This is a genomic window from Aequorivita sediminis (assembly GCF_032080575.2).
Classification (GTDB): domain Bacteria; phylum Bacteroidota; class Bacteroidia; order Flavobacteriales; family Flavobacteriaceae; genus Aequorivita; species Aequorivita sediminis.
The window spans coordinates 125,506-143,044 of record NZ_JAVLSO020000001.1; the positions used below are offsets into that span (position 1 = coordinate 125,506).

At 34.0% G+C, this 17,539-nt stretch carries 15 protein-coding genes; 10 read left to right on the forward strand and 5 right to left on the reverse strand.

Annotated elements, in window-relative coordinates; all coding sequences use genetic code 11:
• Positions 1–162 precede the first annotated feature (162 nt).
• The 6 genes from secA (at position 163) to RT250_RS00610 (ending at position 9,198) form a co-directional block, all read left to right on the forward strand.
• Positions 163–3,522: a preprotein translocase subunit SecA gene (gene secA / locus RT250_RS00585; RefSeq protein ID WP_313111162.1), complete on the forward strand. Its 3,360-nt coding sequence runs from the start codon at positions 163–165 to the stop codon at positions 3,520–3,522.
• Between the two features lie 105 nt (positions 3,523–3,627).
• The gene (locus tag RT250_RS00590) at positions 3,628–4,104 is read left to right on the forward strand and encodes a DUF4199 domain-containing protein (protein WP_313111164.1); all 477 of its coding nucleotides are present in this window, start codon (positions 3,628–3,630) and stop codon (positions 4,102–4,104) included.
• A gap of 89 nt (positions 4,105–4,193) precedes the next feature.
• Complete coding sequence (locus tag RT250_RS00595; protein ID WP_313111166.1) at positions 4,194–5,696, forward strand: helix-turn-helix domain-containing protein; 1,503 nt, start codon at positions 4,194–4,196, stop codon at positions 5,694–5,696.
• Positions 5,693–6,823, forward strand: coding sequence for a tetratricopeptide repeat protein (locus tag RT250_RS00600; RefSeq protein WP_313111168.1), 1,131 nt, complete (start codon positions 5,693–5,695; stop codon positions 6,821–6,823). Before RT250_RS00595 ends, RT250_RS00600 begins: the two co-directional genes overlap by 4 nt.
• A gap of 165 nt (positions 6,824–6,988) precedes the next feature.
• On the forward strand, positions 6,989–8,275 hold the full coding sequence (locus RT250_RS00605; RefSeq protein ID WP_313111170.1) for a T9SS type A sorting domain-containing protein: 1,287 nt from the start codon (positions 6,989–6,991) through the stop codon (positions 8,273–8,275).
• A 389-nt stretch (positions 8,276–8,664) separates the two neighbouring features.
• A complete protein-coding gene (locus RT250_RS00610; RefSeq protein ID WP_313111172.1) occupies positions 8,665–9,198 on the forward strand; it encodes a DUF2383 domain-containing protein in 534 nt (177 codons plus the stop codon).
• Between the two features lie 50 nt (positions 9,199–9,248).
• Here RT250_RS00610 and RT250_RS00615 read toward each other — a convergent pair whose 3' ends face one another.
• On the reverse strand, positions 9,249–9,677 hold the full coding sequence (locus RT250_RS00615) for an Ohr family peroxiredoxin (RefSeq protein WP_313111175.1): 429 nt from the start codon (positions 9,675–9,677) through the stop codon (positions 9,249–9,251).
• 93 nt (positions 9,678–9,770) lie between these two features.
• On the opposite strand from RT250_RS00615, the gene meaB reads away from it, so the two are divergent.
• The gene (gene meaB, locus RT250_RS00620) at positions 9,771–10,850 is read left to right on the forward strand and encodes a methylmalonyl Co-A mutase-associated GTPase MeaB (protein WP_313111178.1); all 1,080 of its coding nucleotides are present in this window, start codon (positions 9,771–9,773) and stop codon (positions 10,848–10,850) included.
• A 2-nt stretch (positions 10,851–10,852) separates the two neighbouring features.
• On the opposite strand, the gene RT250_RS00625 is transcribed toward meaB, so the two are convergent.
• Positions 10,853–11,794, reverse strand: a complete 942-nt coding sequence (locus tag RT250_RS00625) for an NAD-dependent epimerase/dehydratase family protein (RefSeq protein ID WP_313111180.1) — start codon at positions 11,792–11,794, stop codon at positions 10,853–10,855.
• Positions 11,795–12,060: 266 nt separating this feature from the next.
• Between RT250_RS00625 and RT250_RS00630 the strand changes: the two genes are divergently transcribed.
• From RT250_RS00630 to RT250_RS00640, 3 genes are read left to right on the forward strand one after another with little or no spacing between them, the layout of a single operon-like run.
• Complete coding sequence (locus RT250_RS00630) at positions 12,061–12,771, forward strand: glycosyltransferase family 2 protein (protein ID WP_313111182.1); 711 nt, start codon at positions 12,061–12,063, stop codon at positions 12,769–12,771.
• A complete protein-coding gene (locus RT250_RS00635) occupies positions 12,768–13,400 on the forward strand; it encodes a lipid-A-disaccharide synthase N-terminal domain-containing protein (protein ID WP_313111184.1) in 633 nt (210 codons plus the stop codon). Before RT250_RS00630 ends, RT250_RS00635 begins: the two co-directional genes overlap by 4 nt.
• On the forward strand, positions 13,390–15,036 hold the full coding sequence (locus RT250_RS00640) for an ArnT family glycosyltransferase (RefSeq protein ID WP_313111186.1): 1,647 nt from the start codon (positions 13,390–13,392) through the stop codon (positions 15,034–15,036). Before RT250_RS00635 ends, RT250_RS00640 begins: the two co-directional genes overlap by 11 nt.
• A gap of 108 nt (positions 15,037–15,144) precedes the next feature.
• Here the strand turns inward: RT250_RS00640 and RT250_RS00645 are convergent, their stop codons facing one another.
• From RT250_RS00645 to RT250_RS00655, 3 genes are all read right to left on the reverse strand, one after another.
• Complete coding sequence (locus tag RT250_RS00645; RefSeq protein ID WP_313111189.1) at positions 15,145–15,711, reverse strand: phosphatase PAP2 family protein; 567 nt, start codon at positions 15,709–15,711, stop codon at positions 15,145–15,147.
• Positions 15,712–15,803: 92 nt separating this feature from the next.
• A complete protein-coding gene (locus RT250_RS00650; RefSeq protein ID WP_313111191.1) occupies positions 15,804–16,034 on the reverse strand; it encodes a DUF8828 family protein in 231 nt (76 codons plus the stop codon).
• A gap of 67 nt (positions 16,035–16,101) precedes the next feature.
• Positions 16,102–17,484 carry an MATE family efflux transporter gene (locus tag RT250_RS00655; protein WP_313111193.1) on the reverse strand — a complete coding sequence of 461 codons (1,383 nt, stop codon included), beginning with the start codon at positions 17,482–17,484 and terminating at the stop codon, positions 16,102–16,104.
• Positions 17,485–17,539 lie beyond the last annotated feature (55 nt).

The following is a 17,539-nucleotide window of genomic DNA, read 5'->3' on the forward strand; positions in this document are numbered from 1 at the left end:
TTATTGAAAATAAACCACTATTCACGAATTCAAAATATAAGTATTCGTGTATTTTTGGTGAAAAATTAATTATTGCAGATTCACAGATGTAGTATTCTGAAATAATTTAACATTGACGAAATAGTGCTCTGCATCTGCATCACTTCAAAATAAATTAATATCATGGGAATATTAGATAATGTATTAAAAATATTTGTTGGCGATAAGTCTAAAAAAGATATCGGCCAAATACAACCGTTGGTGAACGAAGTAAAAAAACATGAAGCTGCCCTTGAAAAATTATCCCACGATGAGCTACGTGCAAAATCCGAGTTCTTCAAAAAAGAAATAAAAGACGCTCAAGCCGATATTCAAAAGCAAATTGATGATCTTGAAAAAGAGTCTGAAAACGAAGAAGACATCAATAAAAAAGAAGAAATCTATAATCAAATAGATAAACTTAAAGACGATCGCTACGAGGTAGAAAAAGCGACTCTTACCAAAATACTTCCTGAAGCTTTTGCTGTAATGAAAGAAACTGCAAAACGCTTTAAAGACAATGAAACAATCACAGTTACAGCTTCACCTTTCGACCGCGAGATTTCAGCAAACAAAGACTATGTAACGCTTGATGACGATAAAGCTATTTGGAAAAACTCTTGGGATGCGGCCGGAAAACCAATTACTTGGGATATGGTGCATTACGATGTTCAGCTAATTGGTGGTATTGCACTTCACGAAGGAAAAGTTGCAGAAATGCAAACAGGGGAAGGTAAAACATTAGTTGCTACGCTACCTATGTACCTTAATGCACTTGCAGGAAACGGAGTTCACCTGGTTACTGTAAACGACTACCTTGCAAAACGTGATAGTGCGTGGATGGCACCTTTATTCAATTTCCACGGGATAACAGTGGATTGTATAGACTATCATCGTCCAAACTCAGAAGAAAGAAGAAAAGCATACTTAGCCGATATTACGTACGGAACAAACAACGAATTTGGTTTTGATTACCTACGTGATAACATGGCTCACTCACCAAACGATCTAGTTCAACGCCCACATCACTACGCAATTGTCGATGAGGTGGATTCTGTATTAATTGACGATGCTCGTACACCACTTATTATTTCAGGACCAGTTCCAGAAGGTGATCGTCACGAATTCAACGAACTGAAACCACAGATTAATAATATTGTTGAGGTTCAGAAAAAATACTTAACTGGGGTTTTAGCTGAAGCGAAAAAACTTATTAAAGAAGGAAACGAAAAAGAAGGTGGTTTCCAATTACTAAGGGTTTATCGCGGTTTACCAAAAAACAAAGCACTTATCAAATACCTTTCAGAAGAAGGTGTTAAGCAAATTCTTCAGAAAACGGAGAATCATTATATGAGTGACAACAATCGCGAAATGCCGAAGGTAGATGCCGAGCTTTATTTCGTAATTGATGAGAAAAACAACCAGATAGAACTTACCGACAAAGGTGTAGACTATCTATCAGGCGAAGGAGATTCTAATTTCTTCGTAATGCCAGAAATAGGATTAGAGATAGCTCAAATTGAAGCCAAAGGTCTTTCAAAAGAAGAAGAAGTAGCGGAAAAAGAAGAGCTTTTCCGTGAATTCTCGGTTAAGAGTGAGCGTATCCATACTATGAATCAGCTTTTAAAAGCTTACACGCTTTTCGAAAAAGACGATCAATATGTTGTGATGGATAATAAAGTTATGATTGTAGACGAACAGACCGGTCGTATAATGGATGGTCGTCGTTACAGTGATGGACTTCACCAAGCAATCGAAGCGAAAGAAGATGTGAAAATTGAAGCAATGACTCAAACATTTGCTACAGTTACACTTCAAAATTACTTTCGTATGTATCGCAAACTGTCAGGTATGACGGGTACAGCTGTTACAGAAGCAGGAGAACTTTGGGAAATCTACAAACTCGATGTGGTAGAAATTCCAACTAACCGACCAATTGCACGTTTTGACCGCGAGGATAAAATTTATAAAACTAAACGTGAAAAATACAACGCTGTTGCCGAAGAGGTTACTGCACTTTCACAAGCAGGGCGTCCGGTACTAATTGGTACTACTTCCGTAGAAATTTCAGAATTGTTAAGTAGAATGTTGAGTATTCGTAATATTCCTCATAACGTACTTAACGCGAAACTTCACAAACGTGAAGCAGATATTGTTGCTGAAGCTGGTAAAGCTGGTATTGTAACTATTGCTACAAACATGGCAGGTCGTGGTACCGACATTAAATTAAGCAAGGAAGTAAAAGATGCAGGTGGACTGGCAATTATAGGTACCGAGCGTCACGATTCACGTCGAGTTGATAGACAGTTACGCGGTCGTAGTGGTCGTCAAGGAGATCCAGGAAGTTCACAATTCTACGTTTCCTTGGAAGACAACCTAATGCGATTATTTGGAAGCGAGCGTATTGCGAAGATGATGGATAGAATGGGCTTAAAAGAAGGCGAAGTTATTCAGCATAAAATGATTTCAAAATCTATTGAGCGTGCACAGAAAAAAGTAGAAGAAAACAACTTTGGTGTTCGTAAAAGACTACTTGAATATGATGATGTTATGAATGCGCAACGTGAAGTTGTTTACAAACGTCGTTACAATGCATTATTCGGTAACAGACTTCGTGTAGATATCGCAAATATGATTTTCGATACTTCTGAAGTGATTACTGAGTCTAACAAACTGGCTCAAGATTTCAAGAATTTTGAGTTCGAGCTTATTCGTTACTTCTCAATGAGTTCCCCTATTACTGAAAAGGAATTCGAGAAAATGGATAGCAAGACAATTGCAGGTAAAGTTTACAAAGCTGCTTATGTTCACTATCAAGATAAAATGGCTCGTAATGCTGAAATGGCTTATCCGGTAATCAAGAATGTTTACGAGACTCAAAAAGATGTATACAAGCGAATTTTAGTGCCATTTACAGATGGTGTAAAAACACTAAATGTTGCTACAGATCTTGAGAAAGCATATGAAACTGAAGGAAAGCAATTAGTTAACGATTTTGAGAAAAACATAACCCTTGCTATTATAGACGATGCTTGGAAAACACATCTACGTAAAATGGATGAACTCAAGCAATCGGTGCAACTTGCGGTTCACGAACAAAAAGATCCTTTACTAATTTATAAGTTTGAAGCTTTTGAGTTGTTTAAGGAAATGATTGAAAAAGTAAATAAAGATGTTATTTCTTTCTTATTCAAAGGTGAACTACCACAAGAAAACCAACAGCAAATTCAAGAAGCACGTGAGGTTAGACGTAAGGAGAAATTAAGCGAGCAGAAAGACGAAATTCCAAATATGGACGAGCGTGCTGCCCAATCTCGTGCGGCCGGGAATACGCAATCACAACAACAACAGGTAACTGAAACTATTGTACGCGAACGCCCAAAAATCAATCGTAACGACAAGGTGACTATCAAACACGTTATGAGTGGTGAAAATAAAACGATGAAGTACAAACAAGCAATTCCGCTTTTAGACAAAGGAGATTGGGTGTTGGTAAACGAATAACCGACACTAATTCATATAACTCATTAAATCCCGAAAAGAATAGTTTCGGGATTTTTTATGTTTAGAATAAACTATCTTTAATTGAATTTTTTAAAAGAAAAAGTGATGAAAAAAATTTATATAGAAATAAAATGGGCTTTTATTTATAGCATTACACTTTTAGCATGGATGCTTTTAGAAAATACACTTGGATGGCATCAAGAAAGAATTGCAGATCAGTGGTGGCTGACATTATTATTTAGTCCTTTCACAGTTTTTATTTATTTATTAGCAATAAGAGAAAAACGAAGAAGAGTTTACGACAGAAAAATGACTTGGCCTCAAGCATTTCTTTCAGGAGCAATTTTGAGTGTTTTTATAGCCCTACTCACTCCTATTAGCAGTTATATTATAAACAATTATATTACTCCTGAGTTATTTTTTAATGCTATGGATTACTCCACAAAAAATGCAGGTATGACGCAATCGGATGCAAATGAGTACGTTTTGCTTACTACTTATCTATGGCAGTCTCCCATTGGAGCTTTAATTTTTGGGTTAGTAACTGCAGCAATTGTAGCGTTTTTTGTTAGAAAGAAGTAAAAGCCATTGTTTTTGAAAATGGTAACTTTGAGGTAAACTAGTACTAATAGGCTATTTTCTATTTTATGCGATTTTTATTGACTCTTATAATGGCATATTTTATTTCTGCTGCGACCCATGCTCAGGAAAATATTGCCATTAATGATTTGTTAAATGAAGCAAATGCTTCTACATATTCCGATCCTGAACAGGCAGGAAAAATCGCTTCGTATATAGTATCCCAAAATGAAAATAATATAATTCACGCACAAGCTAAATTGATACTGGCTAAGAGCTCTTATGTTCGTGGAACCTACAATACAGCAATAAAAAATGCTTTAGAAGCTAAAGTTCTTGCTCAAAAAACCAATGATGAAGCCATTAAGTATAAAACCCTAGTTTTCGCCATAAAATTGCTGCGAATCCTAGATTTAGAAACTGTAGCTGAAAAATATACTAACGAATTAATTGCATTAAAGAAGCAAACAAATGATAGTGAGCTTATCTTAAAAATTGATGGAAAGTTAAAACAAGACGATGCGCTTGTACTTTTAAAAAATGGCAAGTATTTGGAAGCTGAAAAAAGCTTAAGAAATGCAGCGTCTTTAATTTCTAAAACTGAAGATAGTATATCAAAAAATGAAATTAAAATTGCAAAATTTGATTTGCAATTAAAAAGTGAAAAACTAAAGCCAAATGATTTAGCTTTAAAAGGTTTTGAAAGAATAAGCACCTCCGATTTTGAAAAAATACAAGTTTTAGATATTATTGGAAGACAATATTTTCACGACAAGGAGTACCAAAAAGCTATTACTAGTTTTGAAAATGCCTTAGCGCTTTCTGTTATTCTCCCTAATATTCAATTCAAACATAAAAGCTTAGAAGGCTTATCACTGAGCTATTTAGCTTTGGAAGACACTGATAACTTCTTTAAATACAAACAACAATCAAATTTGGTTTCAACACAAATTGTAACCGATAAAAATCTAGCTACAAATACAGTCTTTAATTTTATCAATTCATATTTAAATGAAATTTCAGAAAGTAAAGTTCACCAATCTTATACATCAATTTATGTTTTAGGCGGTTTATTAATTCTACTGATCTTAATGGGTGTAAGTATAAACTATATCTACACTTCAAAAGTGAAAGAATATTTAACGATTTATAAATATATTTCTCCTAAGGAAGCTATTGAAAAACCTCAACCTAATGTTAAGAAAATTGATAAAAGCTCTATTATCCCAGAAGAAACAGAGCAAATGCTTCTTCAGAAGCTATCTAAGTTTGAAATGGGAAAAAAGTATACTAAACAAGATATGAGCATTGCATTGTTAGCTTCTCAATTTGATACAAATACTAAATATCTCTCAGAAGTGATTAATAGGCATAAAGGAAAAAACTTTAATGGATACATTAACGAACTGCGCATCAACTACATCATTGAAAAGCTTAAAACAGACCCTGTTTATTTTAACTATAAAATAAGCTATCTAGCCGAAGAATGTGGCTTTTCATCACATAGTAGTTTTACTACTGTTTTTAAATCGGTTACCGGTATTTCTCCTACCAAGTTTATGAATTACCTAAAGCATCAAAAAGAATCGGCATGAGAATAGATGGCTTTTTAAAAATCGTTTTGTGTTTTCTTTTGTTGTTAATAGGAGTAAATTCTACTGCTCAAAAAGATTTAGATAGTAGTATTACTGCTTCAAAGAATAAAATATTTGAAGATCCAAATAAAGCTATTTCAATTGGGAATGAAATTTATCTAAAAGCTACACAGCCGGAAACTAAGGTTAACGCTTTAATGCTTATAAGTAACGCATATCTTTCTAAAAGAGATAATTTAAAATCGCTACAATACGCCTTAAAAACCCGTGAATTTTTAAATGAAATAAGCAGTATAAGAACTCGAATTAACGTGCTGAATACAATAGGCATGCAACATCAGCAACTTCGTATATACGACAAGTCTATTGAATATCTGGATGAGGCATTTCAAATGTCAAAACAGATTACTAACCCAGATAGTCTTGCTTCTTTATTGGGATACAATTACACTATTCGCGGCTTCATCTATCGTGAACAAATGAGTTGCGAAATTGCTTTAAACTATTTTGACAAAGCATTTAATGAGTTTGAAAAAAAATCAGAAGACAAAACAATGATTGCCAATTTAAGTACAATCACCTACAACAAAGGAAACTGTTTTCTTCAGCTTTCACAGGTTGATTCGGCTCGAGTGAATTTCAATAAATCCATAATCTACGCCGAAGAGGTTGGCGCAAAAAGTTTATATGCTTTTGCTAAAAAAGGTTTAAGTGAAGTTTACACAGTTGAAGGAAAATATACCAAAGCCATAAAAGAATTAAAAGAAGCTGAGGAGGCTTCGAGTAATGTTGGCGATTTAATTCTAAACCAAGGTATCTATAAAAACTTATCCGATAATTATCTTGCAATAAACAATCATAAATTTTACAATTTATATTTTAAAAAATATTCAGAAGTCCAAAAGCGAATTAGTAAAAAAGAACAAACAACTATTAATTCTTCAATAAATAATCTAATTAAAGAAAGTTACTCATCCACTAAAAAAACCCTATCAAATTTAAATATTGCTAAATGGGTATTAATAGTATTTATATTAATTTCAATTATAATTTTTGGAAGTTTCGGCCTTAAAAATCATAAAAAATACAAAGAAGCTAAAAAGAAATTAGAAACTTTGAAGGCATAACCCATCAAATACTTAATTAGCGTTTAACACCTAGAAACCAACTAATTAAACGGGTCTTACCCTTTCAAATTTCGTGAATTTAAAAAGAACCACCCTTTTATTAAAGAAAAATATAGCATACATTCGACATCACTAAACTCAATTTAATTTATTTAAAATTTAAGAATGAAAAAAAATACTTTTTTAATCAAAAGTTTGTTTTTAGGAGCTGCACTTTTTTTTGCCTCTAATACACAAGCGCAAGTAGAATTAAAAATACTTACCGAAATGGGTACTCGTTTTAGCGATGTAAACGATAACGGTCAAGGTGTAACAACTGCTCAGTATTACGATTTTGCAACTGGTATATTAACTCCAATGGAACCAGAAGTACTAATGTTATCTTCTATTAATAACGATGAAAATGTTGCCGGAATTATAGACATTAACAATAATATGGAAGCTGGTTACAGAATGAATGGAGAGTGGAAAGGTGTTGGTTTTACAACACAACAAGATCCATCAAACGATCAAAATTTCCCTTATGGAATTTCTGATAATAGCCGATATATTACTGGACAAGGAAATGAAGGTACAAATTATGGAGGTTTTCTTTTCGATACTCAAACTGAAGAATTAGTTGTAAGATTTGACCCTCAAGGAGAAGCAGGTGCTTCTTATGGAGTAAATGATAATGGAATTATGGTTGGATGGGTTGATCGTCCTGACGGAGGTGGAACTCTACGTGTACCGGCCTACATAACACTAGATGGTGAATTCCATATTATTCCTGAAAATCAATCTCCAGCAGAGTCGTGGGATAACTCAATATATGGTATTAACAACAATAACGTAATGGTTGGTAGTTTTGACCTAGAGCCATTTATTTACGATTTAACAACAAATACTTTCACAAATTTTGATATTCCTCAAGGCGCATTGAGTGCAGCCTTTTCTACAATTTCTGATAATGGAGTTGCAGTAGGATATGCCGAAGTAGATTTTCAAATAAGAGATGCTATAGTTTATCATCCTACATTTGGTGAACAACCGGTATTTTTAAAAGATATTTTAGCAGACCATGGCATTACAGTAGATACACCTGATGGTTATTTAGGAACTGCAATCTCAGTATCATCTAATGGCAAGTATATTGCAGGATGGTTAAACGGTCCACCGATGTACTCTGAAGGTTGGATGGTAAATCTTGACGACTTAATACTAGGAACAACTACATTGCAAACTACAACTGTTTCTTACTACCCAAACCCAGTGAAAAATGTTTTAAACCTAAATACTAAAGAAACGATTAACTCGGTTGCTGTTTACAATGTAACAGGTCAAAAAGTTGCCAATGTAAGTGTTAGCGATAACAATACTCAAATAGATTTCTCAAGTCTTGCATCTGGTGTTTACTTCGTAGAAGTAAAAAGCAATGGAAATGTAGAAAACTTAAAAATAGTTAAAGAATAATTAGACTCCCCCTTATAGTTTTTTATTTACAAAAAGCCTCTTTTTAAATTTTAAAAAGAGGCTTTTTCTATTCCCCTTTTATAATATCCCATTATAGGAATAAAAACTTCATATATATGGCATCTTTTTTGGTACAAATAAATCAATAAAAAAGCCTTTAGCAGATTTTTTTGAGATAATATTAATTGAATAATTTATCTTTTATAAAAAAATAATATCAAGATTTACACAAAAACGAGGTTATTCTCAATACTTGTACAAGACGCTCATAAAAAACCTTAAAATAATTGATTTTTTTATAATAAATATAAGATAACATTACAAAACATTTAAGATATAAAATTTCAAATACCGCTTATTTATATTAACTTTGATTAAATCGAAAAAATATGAAACAGAAATACGCAGACTTCGATAAACTTAACCGTTTACTGGTGGCATGTTTTGAAGCAGAAAAGTTATATTACAATGCTGCACAAGATGCTCAAACCACCGAATTAAAGCGGTTTTTGAACTATATGGCTGTTGAGAGAAACAGGATGAGCCACGATATTAGCAACGAACTTCACTCCCGTGATATCGAACCTTTGAAAGAAGATTCTAACAAGGGTAATTTAGACCGTACTTGGCAAGAAATAAAAGAAGCTTTAGAAAATTTTCACGCTGAATCAATTGTAAATTCGTGTATCAGCCGAGATCGCAATAATATTAAAAGATACGACGAACTTTTAGAGCGAAGAGAATTACCAGATGGTATTCTTGAGTTACTTGAAAAACACAAGTATCAGTTAGAATGGTATATAAAACAAGCTAAACAACACACAACCAAATCTCCTTTTATTGAATCTACAAAAGAACAAGTAACCCAAAAAGAAAATAAAGGAAAAGATGACGGTAAAGTTATCAATCTGAAAGCAATATAATAAAAAAAGCCCTGTAAATCAGGGCTTTTTTTATGACTTATATTTTCGTATTATTCGTCTAACAACAAATTTAAAGTTACAGTCATGTTATCTCGAGTTGCTCTAGAATAAGGGCATACCTCGTGAGCTTTATTCACCAAGTCTTCTCCAGTTTTAACATCCACACCTGGCAAATAACAATCTAATGTCGCCCTTAACTGAAGATTGTCTTCTTTTGTCATACCAATTTCAATATTTGCAGTTACGCTCACATCGCCATCAAGTGTTACTTTCTCTCTCTCAGCTACTAATTGTAATGCTCCACCAAAGCAAGCTGCATAAGCACTTCCAAATAGCTGTTCAGGGTTAGTTCCTTTGCCACCGTCGCCACCTAGGCCTTTAGGAGTTGAAAGTTCTAAATCTATCTTTTTATCTTCCGAAGATACGTGGCCTTTTCTTCCTCCTACTGCTGTAGATGAGGCTTCATATAACTTTTTCATTTCTTTGTATTTTTGTTAATATTAAATTCCAATATACTATGTTAAACCCGTTTTTAAAAAAACATATTCATAAATTTGTCCTAAATTCACAGTGTGGCTAAAAAGATAAGAAATACAAGTGCTTTAAGGGAGAAAGAAGGCGTAACACAACCTAAAACATTGAATATGAAGGTTGTTAACAAACTTCGTACTCGAAAAAAGAAAGAATTAACAGTTGAAGATCTGGTTTCTGGAATTTTAAATAGAAATCAAACTGCCTTAAGTCAAGCAATTACCATAATTGAAAGTAAGGCTGAAAAACATCAACTTTTAGCTAAAACGCTAATTGATAGGTGTTTGCCTCACGCAAATAAATCTATCCGCATTGGAATTACAGGAGTTCCAGGGGTTGGAAAAAGCACGTTTATTGAAAGTTTCGGAAAGTTATTAATTTCCAAAGGCAAAAGAGTTGCAGCACTTACGGTTGATCCTAGTAGTAGTATTAGCAAAGGAAGTATTCTAGGTGATAAAACCCGAATGGAAGAATTGGTGAAAGAGCCTAATGCCTTTATTAGACCTTCGGCAAGTGGAAGCACTTTAGGCGGCGTAGCGAGAAAAACGCGAGAAACAATTATTTTATGTGAAGCTGCAGGATTTGATGTTATTTTAATTGAAACTGTTGGTGTTGGGCAAAGTGAAACGGCTGTACACTCTATGACCGATTTCTTTCTGTTGTTAAAACTCGCGGGTGCAGGTGATGAATTACAAGGAATTAAACGCGGTATTATGGAGATGGCAGATTCCATAGTTATTAATAAAGCTGACGGGGAAAACCTTAAGGCTGCTAAGATGGCTAAAAATGAATTTAACCGCGCTCTTCACCTCTACCCTCCCAAAGAAAGTGGATGGAATCCTAAAACTCTTTTGTCTAGCGCATTGAATAACGAAGGCATTGAGGAAATCTGGGAAGTTGTTTCTAATTATTTCGAAAAAACTCAGGACAACGGGTATTTTCAACATAAGAGAAAAGAACAAAACAAGTTCTGGCTTATGCAAACTATTGAAAGTAGGCTGAAAAGTAATTTTTATGCTAGACCTTCAATTAAAATTGAATTAGAAAAGCAATTAATCGCTATTGATGAAAATAGAACAACACCTTTTGAGGCTGCAGAAAAGTTATTAAATCTAAAATAATCTTACTTAAAATTCTTTTTAAACCATTCAACTTGGGCTTCTAAGCCTTTGCGTAAATCTGTTTGTGGATTGTAATCTAAAAGATTTCTTGCCTTATCGATATTAGCCTTAGTTCTCGATTGATCCCCTGCACGAGGTGGTTTCTTTTCAAAATTTATTTTTTCTTGAAGAATTTCTTCAACCGTCGAAATTCCTTCAGCAGTTGTACTTTCTGTTTCAGTTCCTAAATTGAAAATTTCCCCATTACAGACTTTTTCCTTACCGATAACGCTTATAATTCCGTCAACAATGTCTTGCACATAAGTAAAACTACGAAGGTGTTTTTCACTCCCATCAAATAGAGGGAACGGTTTATTATTTAATGCACAATCAATTAACCTCGTGTAAAGTTTATCAGGTCTTTCTCGAGGTCCATATACCGAAAAAAGTCTTAAAGAAGTTGCTTGTAATTTCTTTTCACGGCTTTTCGCCAAAGCTAATTGCTCTGCAGCTAATTTTGTAACACCATACCAAGATGCAGGTTTTGCTGTAGTTGTTTCAGGAAATGTAGCTTCAAGACCGTATATTGAAGACGTTGCAATATTTACAAAAAACGGTTTTTGAGGTACGCTTTCCGCAAATTCTAATAAACGTTGAGTTGCTAAAATATTATTACTAAAGTAATCTTCGAATGTGGAAGTATTTGATATACCCGGATGTGCAGCAAAATGAAATATATAATCTAAGTTTTCAGGGATTTTACTGCTTAAATCATCATTTCGTAGGTCTAGTTTTAGAACTTCAATATTTTTTTCGGCTAAGGCTTTTGCATTTAACTCTTTTAACTGCGTATCGTAATAAGGTGAAAAATTATCAACTCCAATTACATCATGACCCACAGCCTTCAATCTTTCTGCAGTATGTGAACCTATAAATCCGGCAGCTCCCGTAACAAGTATTTTCATTTATTAAATTTTCAATCTAGACTGAAGAAAATTACAAACCTCAACAAGTAAAATATTTAAATCTCTCTTTACTGCTCTAAAGGTTTGCTTACATTTTTCTTTGCCTTGCAAAATAACATCTTTTTAAACAAACACTTTTACCTTTCGCAACTTTACTTTCATTAATCAAAATAATATTTTGACTATGTTCGGTATTCATCAACCAATAAACCTATAAACTTCTCAACTAAAAACTTACATTTGCAGAAATCTTTTCAATTTATTGCATGTACGAATTTACAATCATTGTACCCGTTTATAACGAGGAAGAAAACTTAGAAAGAGTTGAAAAGGAACTATTAGCATATACCAAAATCGCTTCTAAAAAAACATCCATACTGTTTGTTAACGACGGTTCTAGTGATAATAGTCAAACTATAATTGAAGCTATATGTGAAAGAAATGATGCTTTTAATTTTATTTCTTTCAAAGATAATCGAGGTTTAAGCGCAGCAATTAAAGCTGGATTTGACACTGTTGAAAGTCCACTAGTGGGTTATATTGACAGTGATTTACAAACTGATCCAGAAGATTTCAACCTACTTCTAAAACACATTGATGCGTACGATCTTGTAACGGGAGTTCGTGCCGATAGAAAAGACAAGTTTGTAAAAAACATGTCTTCTAAAATTGCAAACGGTATCCGCCGTACATTTACTCACGATGGAATGGACGATACAGGATGTCCTTTAAAAGTGATAAAAACAGACTACGCCAAACGTATTCCTATGTTTAAAGGGCTTCATCGTTTTTTACCTGCAATGATTTTATTACAAGACGGAAAAATTATCCAAGTACCTGTTAAGCATTTTCCTAGAATGGCGGGTACAGCCAAATTTGGGCTATGGAATCGTTTAATTGGGCCTTTAATGGATTGTTTTGCATACTTATGGATGAAAAAGAAGTACATCAATTACGAGATTAAAAGTAAAGGATGAGTAGCTGGCTTATTTATAGCATTGGTTTTTTAGCTCAAATTCTTTTTAGCGGAAGATTACTACTTCAATGGATTCTTTCTGAAAAAAGCAAACGAATTATCACTCCTTCCACATTTTGGAAGCTAAGTTTGTTCGCCTCATTTTTACTTTTTGTATACGGATATCTAAGAGACGACTTTGCAATAATGTTAGGGCAAGCGCTCACTTATTACATCTATATTCGAAATCTTCAACTACAGGGGGAATGGCAGAAATCTCCTAAATCACTGCAAATATTTCTAATTATATTTCCGGTGCTTATTGTAGTATTCGCTTATAACAACGGTGAATACGACCTTAATAAACTATTTAACAATCAAAATATTCCTTTTTGGTTACTATTACTTGGTATTGTTTCGCAGGTTTTGTTCACCCTAAGGTTTATATATCAATGGTTAGTATCAGAGAAAACTAAAAAGTCTCAACTCCCACTTGGATTTTGGAGAATGAGTGTAATTGGTGCTTCACTAATTTTAATCTATGCCATTTTTAGAAAAGATCCTGTGTTATTTGTTGGCCATATAGCTGGGTTGGTAATTTATGTTCGAAATATTTTCATTTGGAAAAAACAAGTTGATAATGAAAATTGAAAGAAATTATTTAGTGCTTCTAATTATTACTTGCGCAGCCATTTTCTTTGTGAATTTAGGCTCTTTGCCTGTAAATATAATGGAAGCTCGCAACTTCATTACGGCACGTGAAATGCTTACCGATGGCAATTGGCTGCTAACCACAATAAACGGAGAGCCGCGTTATCAAAAACCTCCATTACCCACTTGGTTAACGGCTTTTTCTGCAGCGATTTTTGGAATAAAATCAGTTTGGGCTTTACGTCTTCCCGCAGCCATAATGTCGCTTATTTTAGTCTTAATCTCATACAAATTTGCACAAAAACTTACATCTAAAAAGTTGTATTCTTTTATTAGCTCGCTTGTTATGGCGACTTCATTTTATATAGTGGCATCTGCACGCGACGGCCAATGGGATATTTACACCCACGGATTTATGATGTTGTGTATATATATACTATCTCTCTTTTTTACTGAAGACTTAACTAGACATAGTGTAGGAAATCACAAATATCGAAATGCACTTTTAGCAGGACTGTTTTTCGGATTTTCGTTTTTAAGCAAAGGCCCCGTTTCATTTTATGCGTTACTTTTACCCTTTCTAATTTCGTTTGGGATAGTTTATAAGTTTAGAGATTTAAAATCAAGATGGCTTCCTTTATTACTTTTTATTGTAGTTGCAGCTATTGTTTCTAGTTGGTGGCATTGGTACACCCTTACTTTTGATCCTGTAGCAATAGAAATCACCAAAAAAGAAACTACCAACTGGATTAGTTACGAAATAAAACCGTTTTATTACTACTGGAGCTTTTTTACACAAAGTGGCGTGTGGACTATCCCAGCGTTTGTGGCATTACTATACCCGTATTTAAAAAATCGCGTATTCAATAAAAAAGCTTATCGCTTTACTTTTCTTTGGACAATGATTTCGGTTATTTTACTGTCTTTAATTCCAGAAAAAAAATCGAGATACTTATTGCCTGTTCTTATTCCAATGGCGCTAAATACTGGTTTTTATATTGAATATCTTTTCAGAAGGTTTAAAGAATTAACTGGTAAAAAAGAAACAATTCCAGTTTATTTTAACTTCGGACTTATTGCTTTAATAGGAATCATTTTTCCAATTGGCGGATATATTTTTCTGAAAGATGGCCTTGAAGGGAACTGGCTTTGGTTTGTACTTCTTTCAATAACTCTTTTGATAATTGGAGTTTTTATGTTCCGAAACCTCTTCAGAAGAAAAATATCAAATGTATTCTATTTAACGATTGCATTTATCGTTACAGTTATTTGGTTTGGATTACCGTTAAGTAATGCTATTACAATCAATCCTGAATACAAATCGTTTTCCGAATTGAATGCTTTTGGCAAAACTGATGGATTAAGTATTTATGAGTTTTCTGATATGACTCCGGAGCTTATTTGGGATTACGGTGAAAAGATGACAATATTAAAAGAAGATGATAATGTTATCATTCCAGAAGAAAGGAAGTTTGGTGTAGTGGTTTCTGGAAACAACATAGAAAACTTCAAGAATACTTTTGCCGATTACCACATAGAACTTATAGAGCGATACGATATGAATCCAAAAGGTCCTGACAGCCGCACTCACAAAAACAGATTGTATAGAGATTTGTTTATTGTATCGAAAAACTAATAAATATAAACCTGACAGGTTTTAAAAACCTATCAGGTTTCCAGAAAGTCAAAAATTGAAATTTCATTGTAAAAAATAAGGTTTCGACTGAGCTCAGCCTGACATCTTTTAGGTATTGAACTTTCGTTGTCCCCATTGCTGCAACAAATAAAAGCTCCAGCCTAATAGGCCACCAATAGCCATTCCTGTTATAACATCTAAAGGATAGTGAACGCCTAGGTAAATTCGGCTGTATCCTGTCATAATTGCCCATATTAAAAGAAGAAAAGGCAAATATTTATACCATTTTTGCAGACTCAATCCTAGAAATACGGCTGCTGCCATTGAACTAGCTGCGTGGGCTGAAAAATATCCATATCTTCCACAACCATCTGCAACGTAGCGCATAGTTTCTTTAAGCTCGGTAACTTGGCAAGGTCTAGGGCGTTTAATGCCGTATTTAAAGAGATTGGCTAGTTGGTCTGTTGCAGTAATCATTAAGGCTACACTTACAACAATTACAAGCATTCCCTTTAATCCGTAATTTTTATATATTAAGTAAAGTAAAACAGCGTACAAGGGAATAGACGACCATTTTTCAGTTACAAAACGCCAAAACCCATCCCAAGATGTATTTCCAAGATTATTTAAAAATAAAAATAGTTCGGTGTCGTATTCTAATAATTGATCGAGCATTTTTTTGATTCTTTTTTAAAAAATTAGCTACTCACTTTCACCATAGATAAAATAACAGCTTGATATTATTGGTAAGCCGCTGTAATAGCTAATTAATCTTCTTCGTACAAGGCAATCTCACGATCGTAAAACTCGGTAGCGCCTTGGATTAGGTTTTCTGCTTCAGCTTCTAATTCTTTTTGATCTTCCTTGTCAAAATCTTCCAGCCATTCTACTTCATCATTCTCAAGGTTTATGATAAACCGTGGAAATTCAGTGTGAATTACAAAAATTGCAGCAGGATAATCGCTATTGTCGCCTAGTAAGTATTTTGGGAAATCCATTTTTCAGCTATGGTTTTAGAGTTATTAGTTGTTTTTATTCAGTAAAGGGTTATTTATCATCCTACGTTTATGGATTTGTAGCCAACCGAATTAATTTCTTCGAAAGATAATTAAATCTAATGAATAACATAATTCCGCTTGCGGTTAGACCCGCGAGAAGCCCAATCCAGATTCCCATACTTTCTAATGAGGTATGCATACTTAAGTAATATGAAACTGGAAATCCAATAATCCAATAAGATATAAAGGTTAATACTGTAGGAATTTTCACATCTTGCATTCCACGTAACGCTCCAAGAGCAACCACTTGTAACGCATCAGTAAATTGAAAAATAGCGGCAATTATCAACAACTGTGAAGCTAATATTACTACTTCCTTATTATCGGCAAATTGTGCTAAATTATCGTAATCAAGAAATATTTTTGGTAAATCACCATTAAAAATTATAAAACCGGCAACGAACACCAACGATAAAATAGATGTTAAAAGGAAAATAGAAATTGCTACTCGACGTAATTCCACATAATTTTTTAGCCCTTTTTGATTTCCCACTCGTATCATCGCAGCTACACTAAATCCCATTGCTACCATAAAAGTCATAGATGCAAGATTTAATGCAATCTGATTGGCAGCCTGGGGATTTTTACCTAAAATTCCCGAAAGCCAAACGGCAGAGGTAAAAATACCTACTTCAAAAAACATTTGCATGGCCGAAGGGAAACCAAGATTTAAAAGTTTCTTAAGCATTGCTTTACTAAGTGTGAAAATCTTAATTTCGGTAACAAAAAAACGCGACTTCTCTTTTCTACTTAAGAAATACCATAAAGATGCTACCAAAACAACACGTGATGCCAAGGTGCCTATTGCAGCACCAACAACACCTAGCTCCGGCGCACCAAACTTTCCAAAAATGAACATGTAGTTTAGTAAAATGTTTACCAAGTTTGCTATAATAGTAGCATACATTGGCAGTCGTGTCATCGACATTCCATCACTAAACTGTTTAAAGGCTTGAAAAATAATCATAGGAACCAATGATGCAGCAACCAAAGTAAGATACGGCATAGCTAAGTCCACAACCTCTGGGGGTTGTTTCATCATATACATTAAAGGTTTTGAGAACATCACTAAGGCAAATAAGGCAATCCCCAAAGCAATGCATAAAAACAATCCGTGCTTAAACGAAGATTTCCCTTTCTCTCTATTTCCTTCTCCATCTGCTTCAGCAACCAATGGTGTTATTGCTGTAGAAAATCCAATGCCTAAGGACATTGCCACAAACATAAAACTATTTCCTAGTGATACAGCGGCAAGTTCGGCACTACCCAACTGTCCTACCATAATATTATCTACCAAGGCCACCACTTGATGCCCTAGCATACCCAAAATAACTGGGGTTGCCAGTTTGGTGTTATATTTGAATTCGCGAGTATAATCGGAGAGCGCCAAAATTTAAATTTTGCGCAAAGATAGTAGTTGTGTAATTTAGAATAGCTTTGTATTT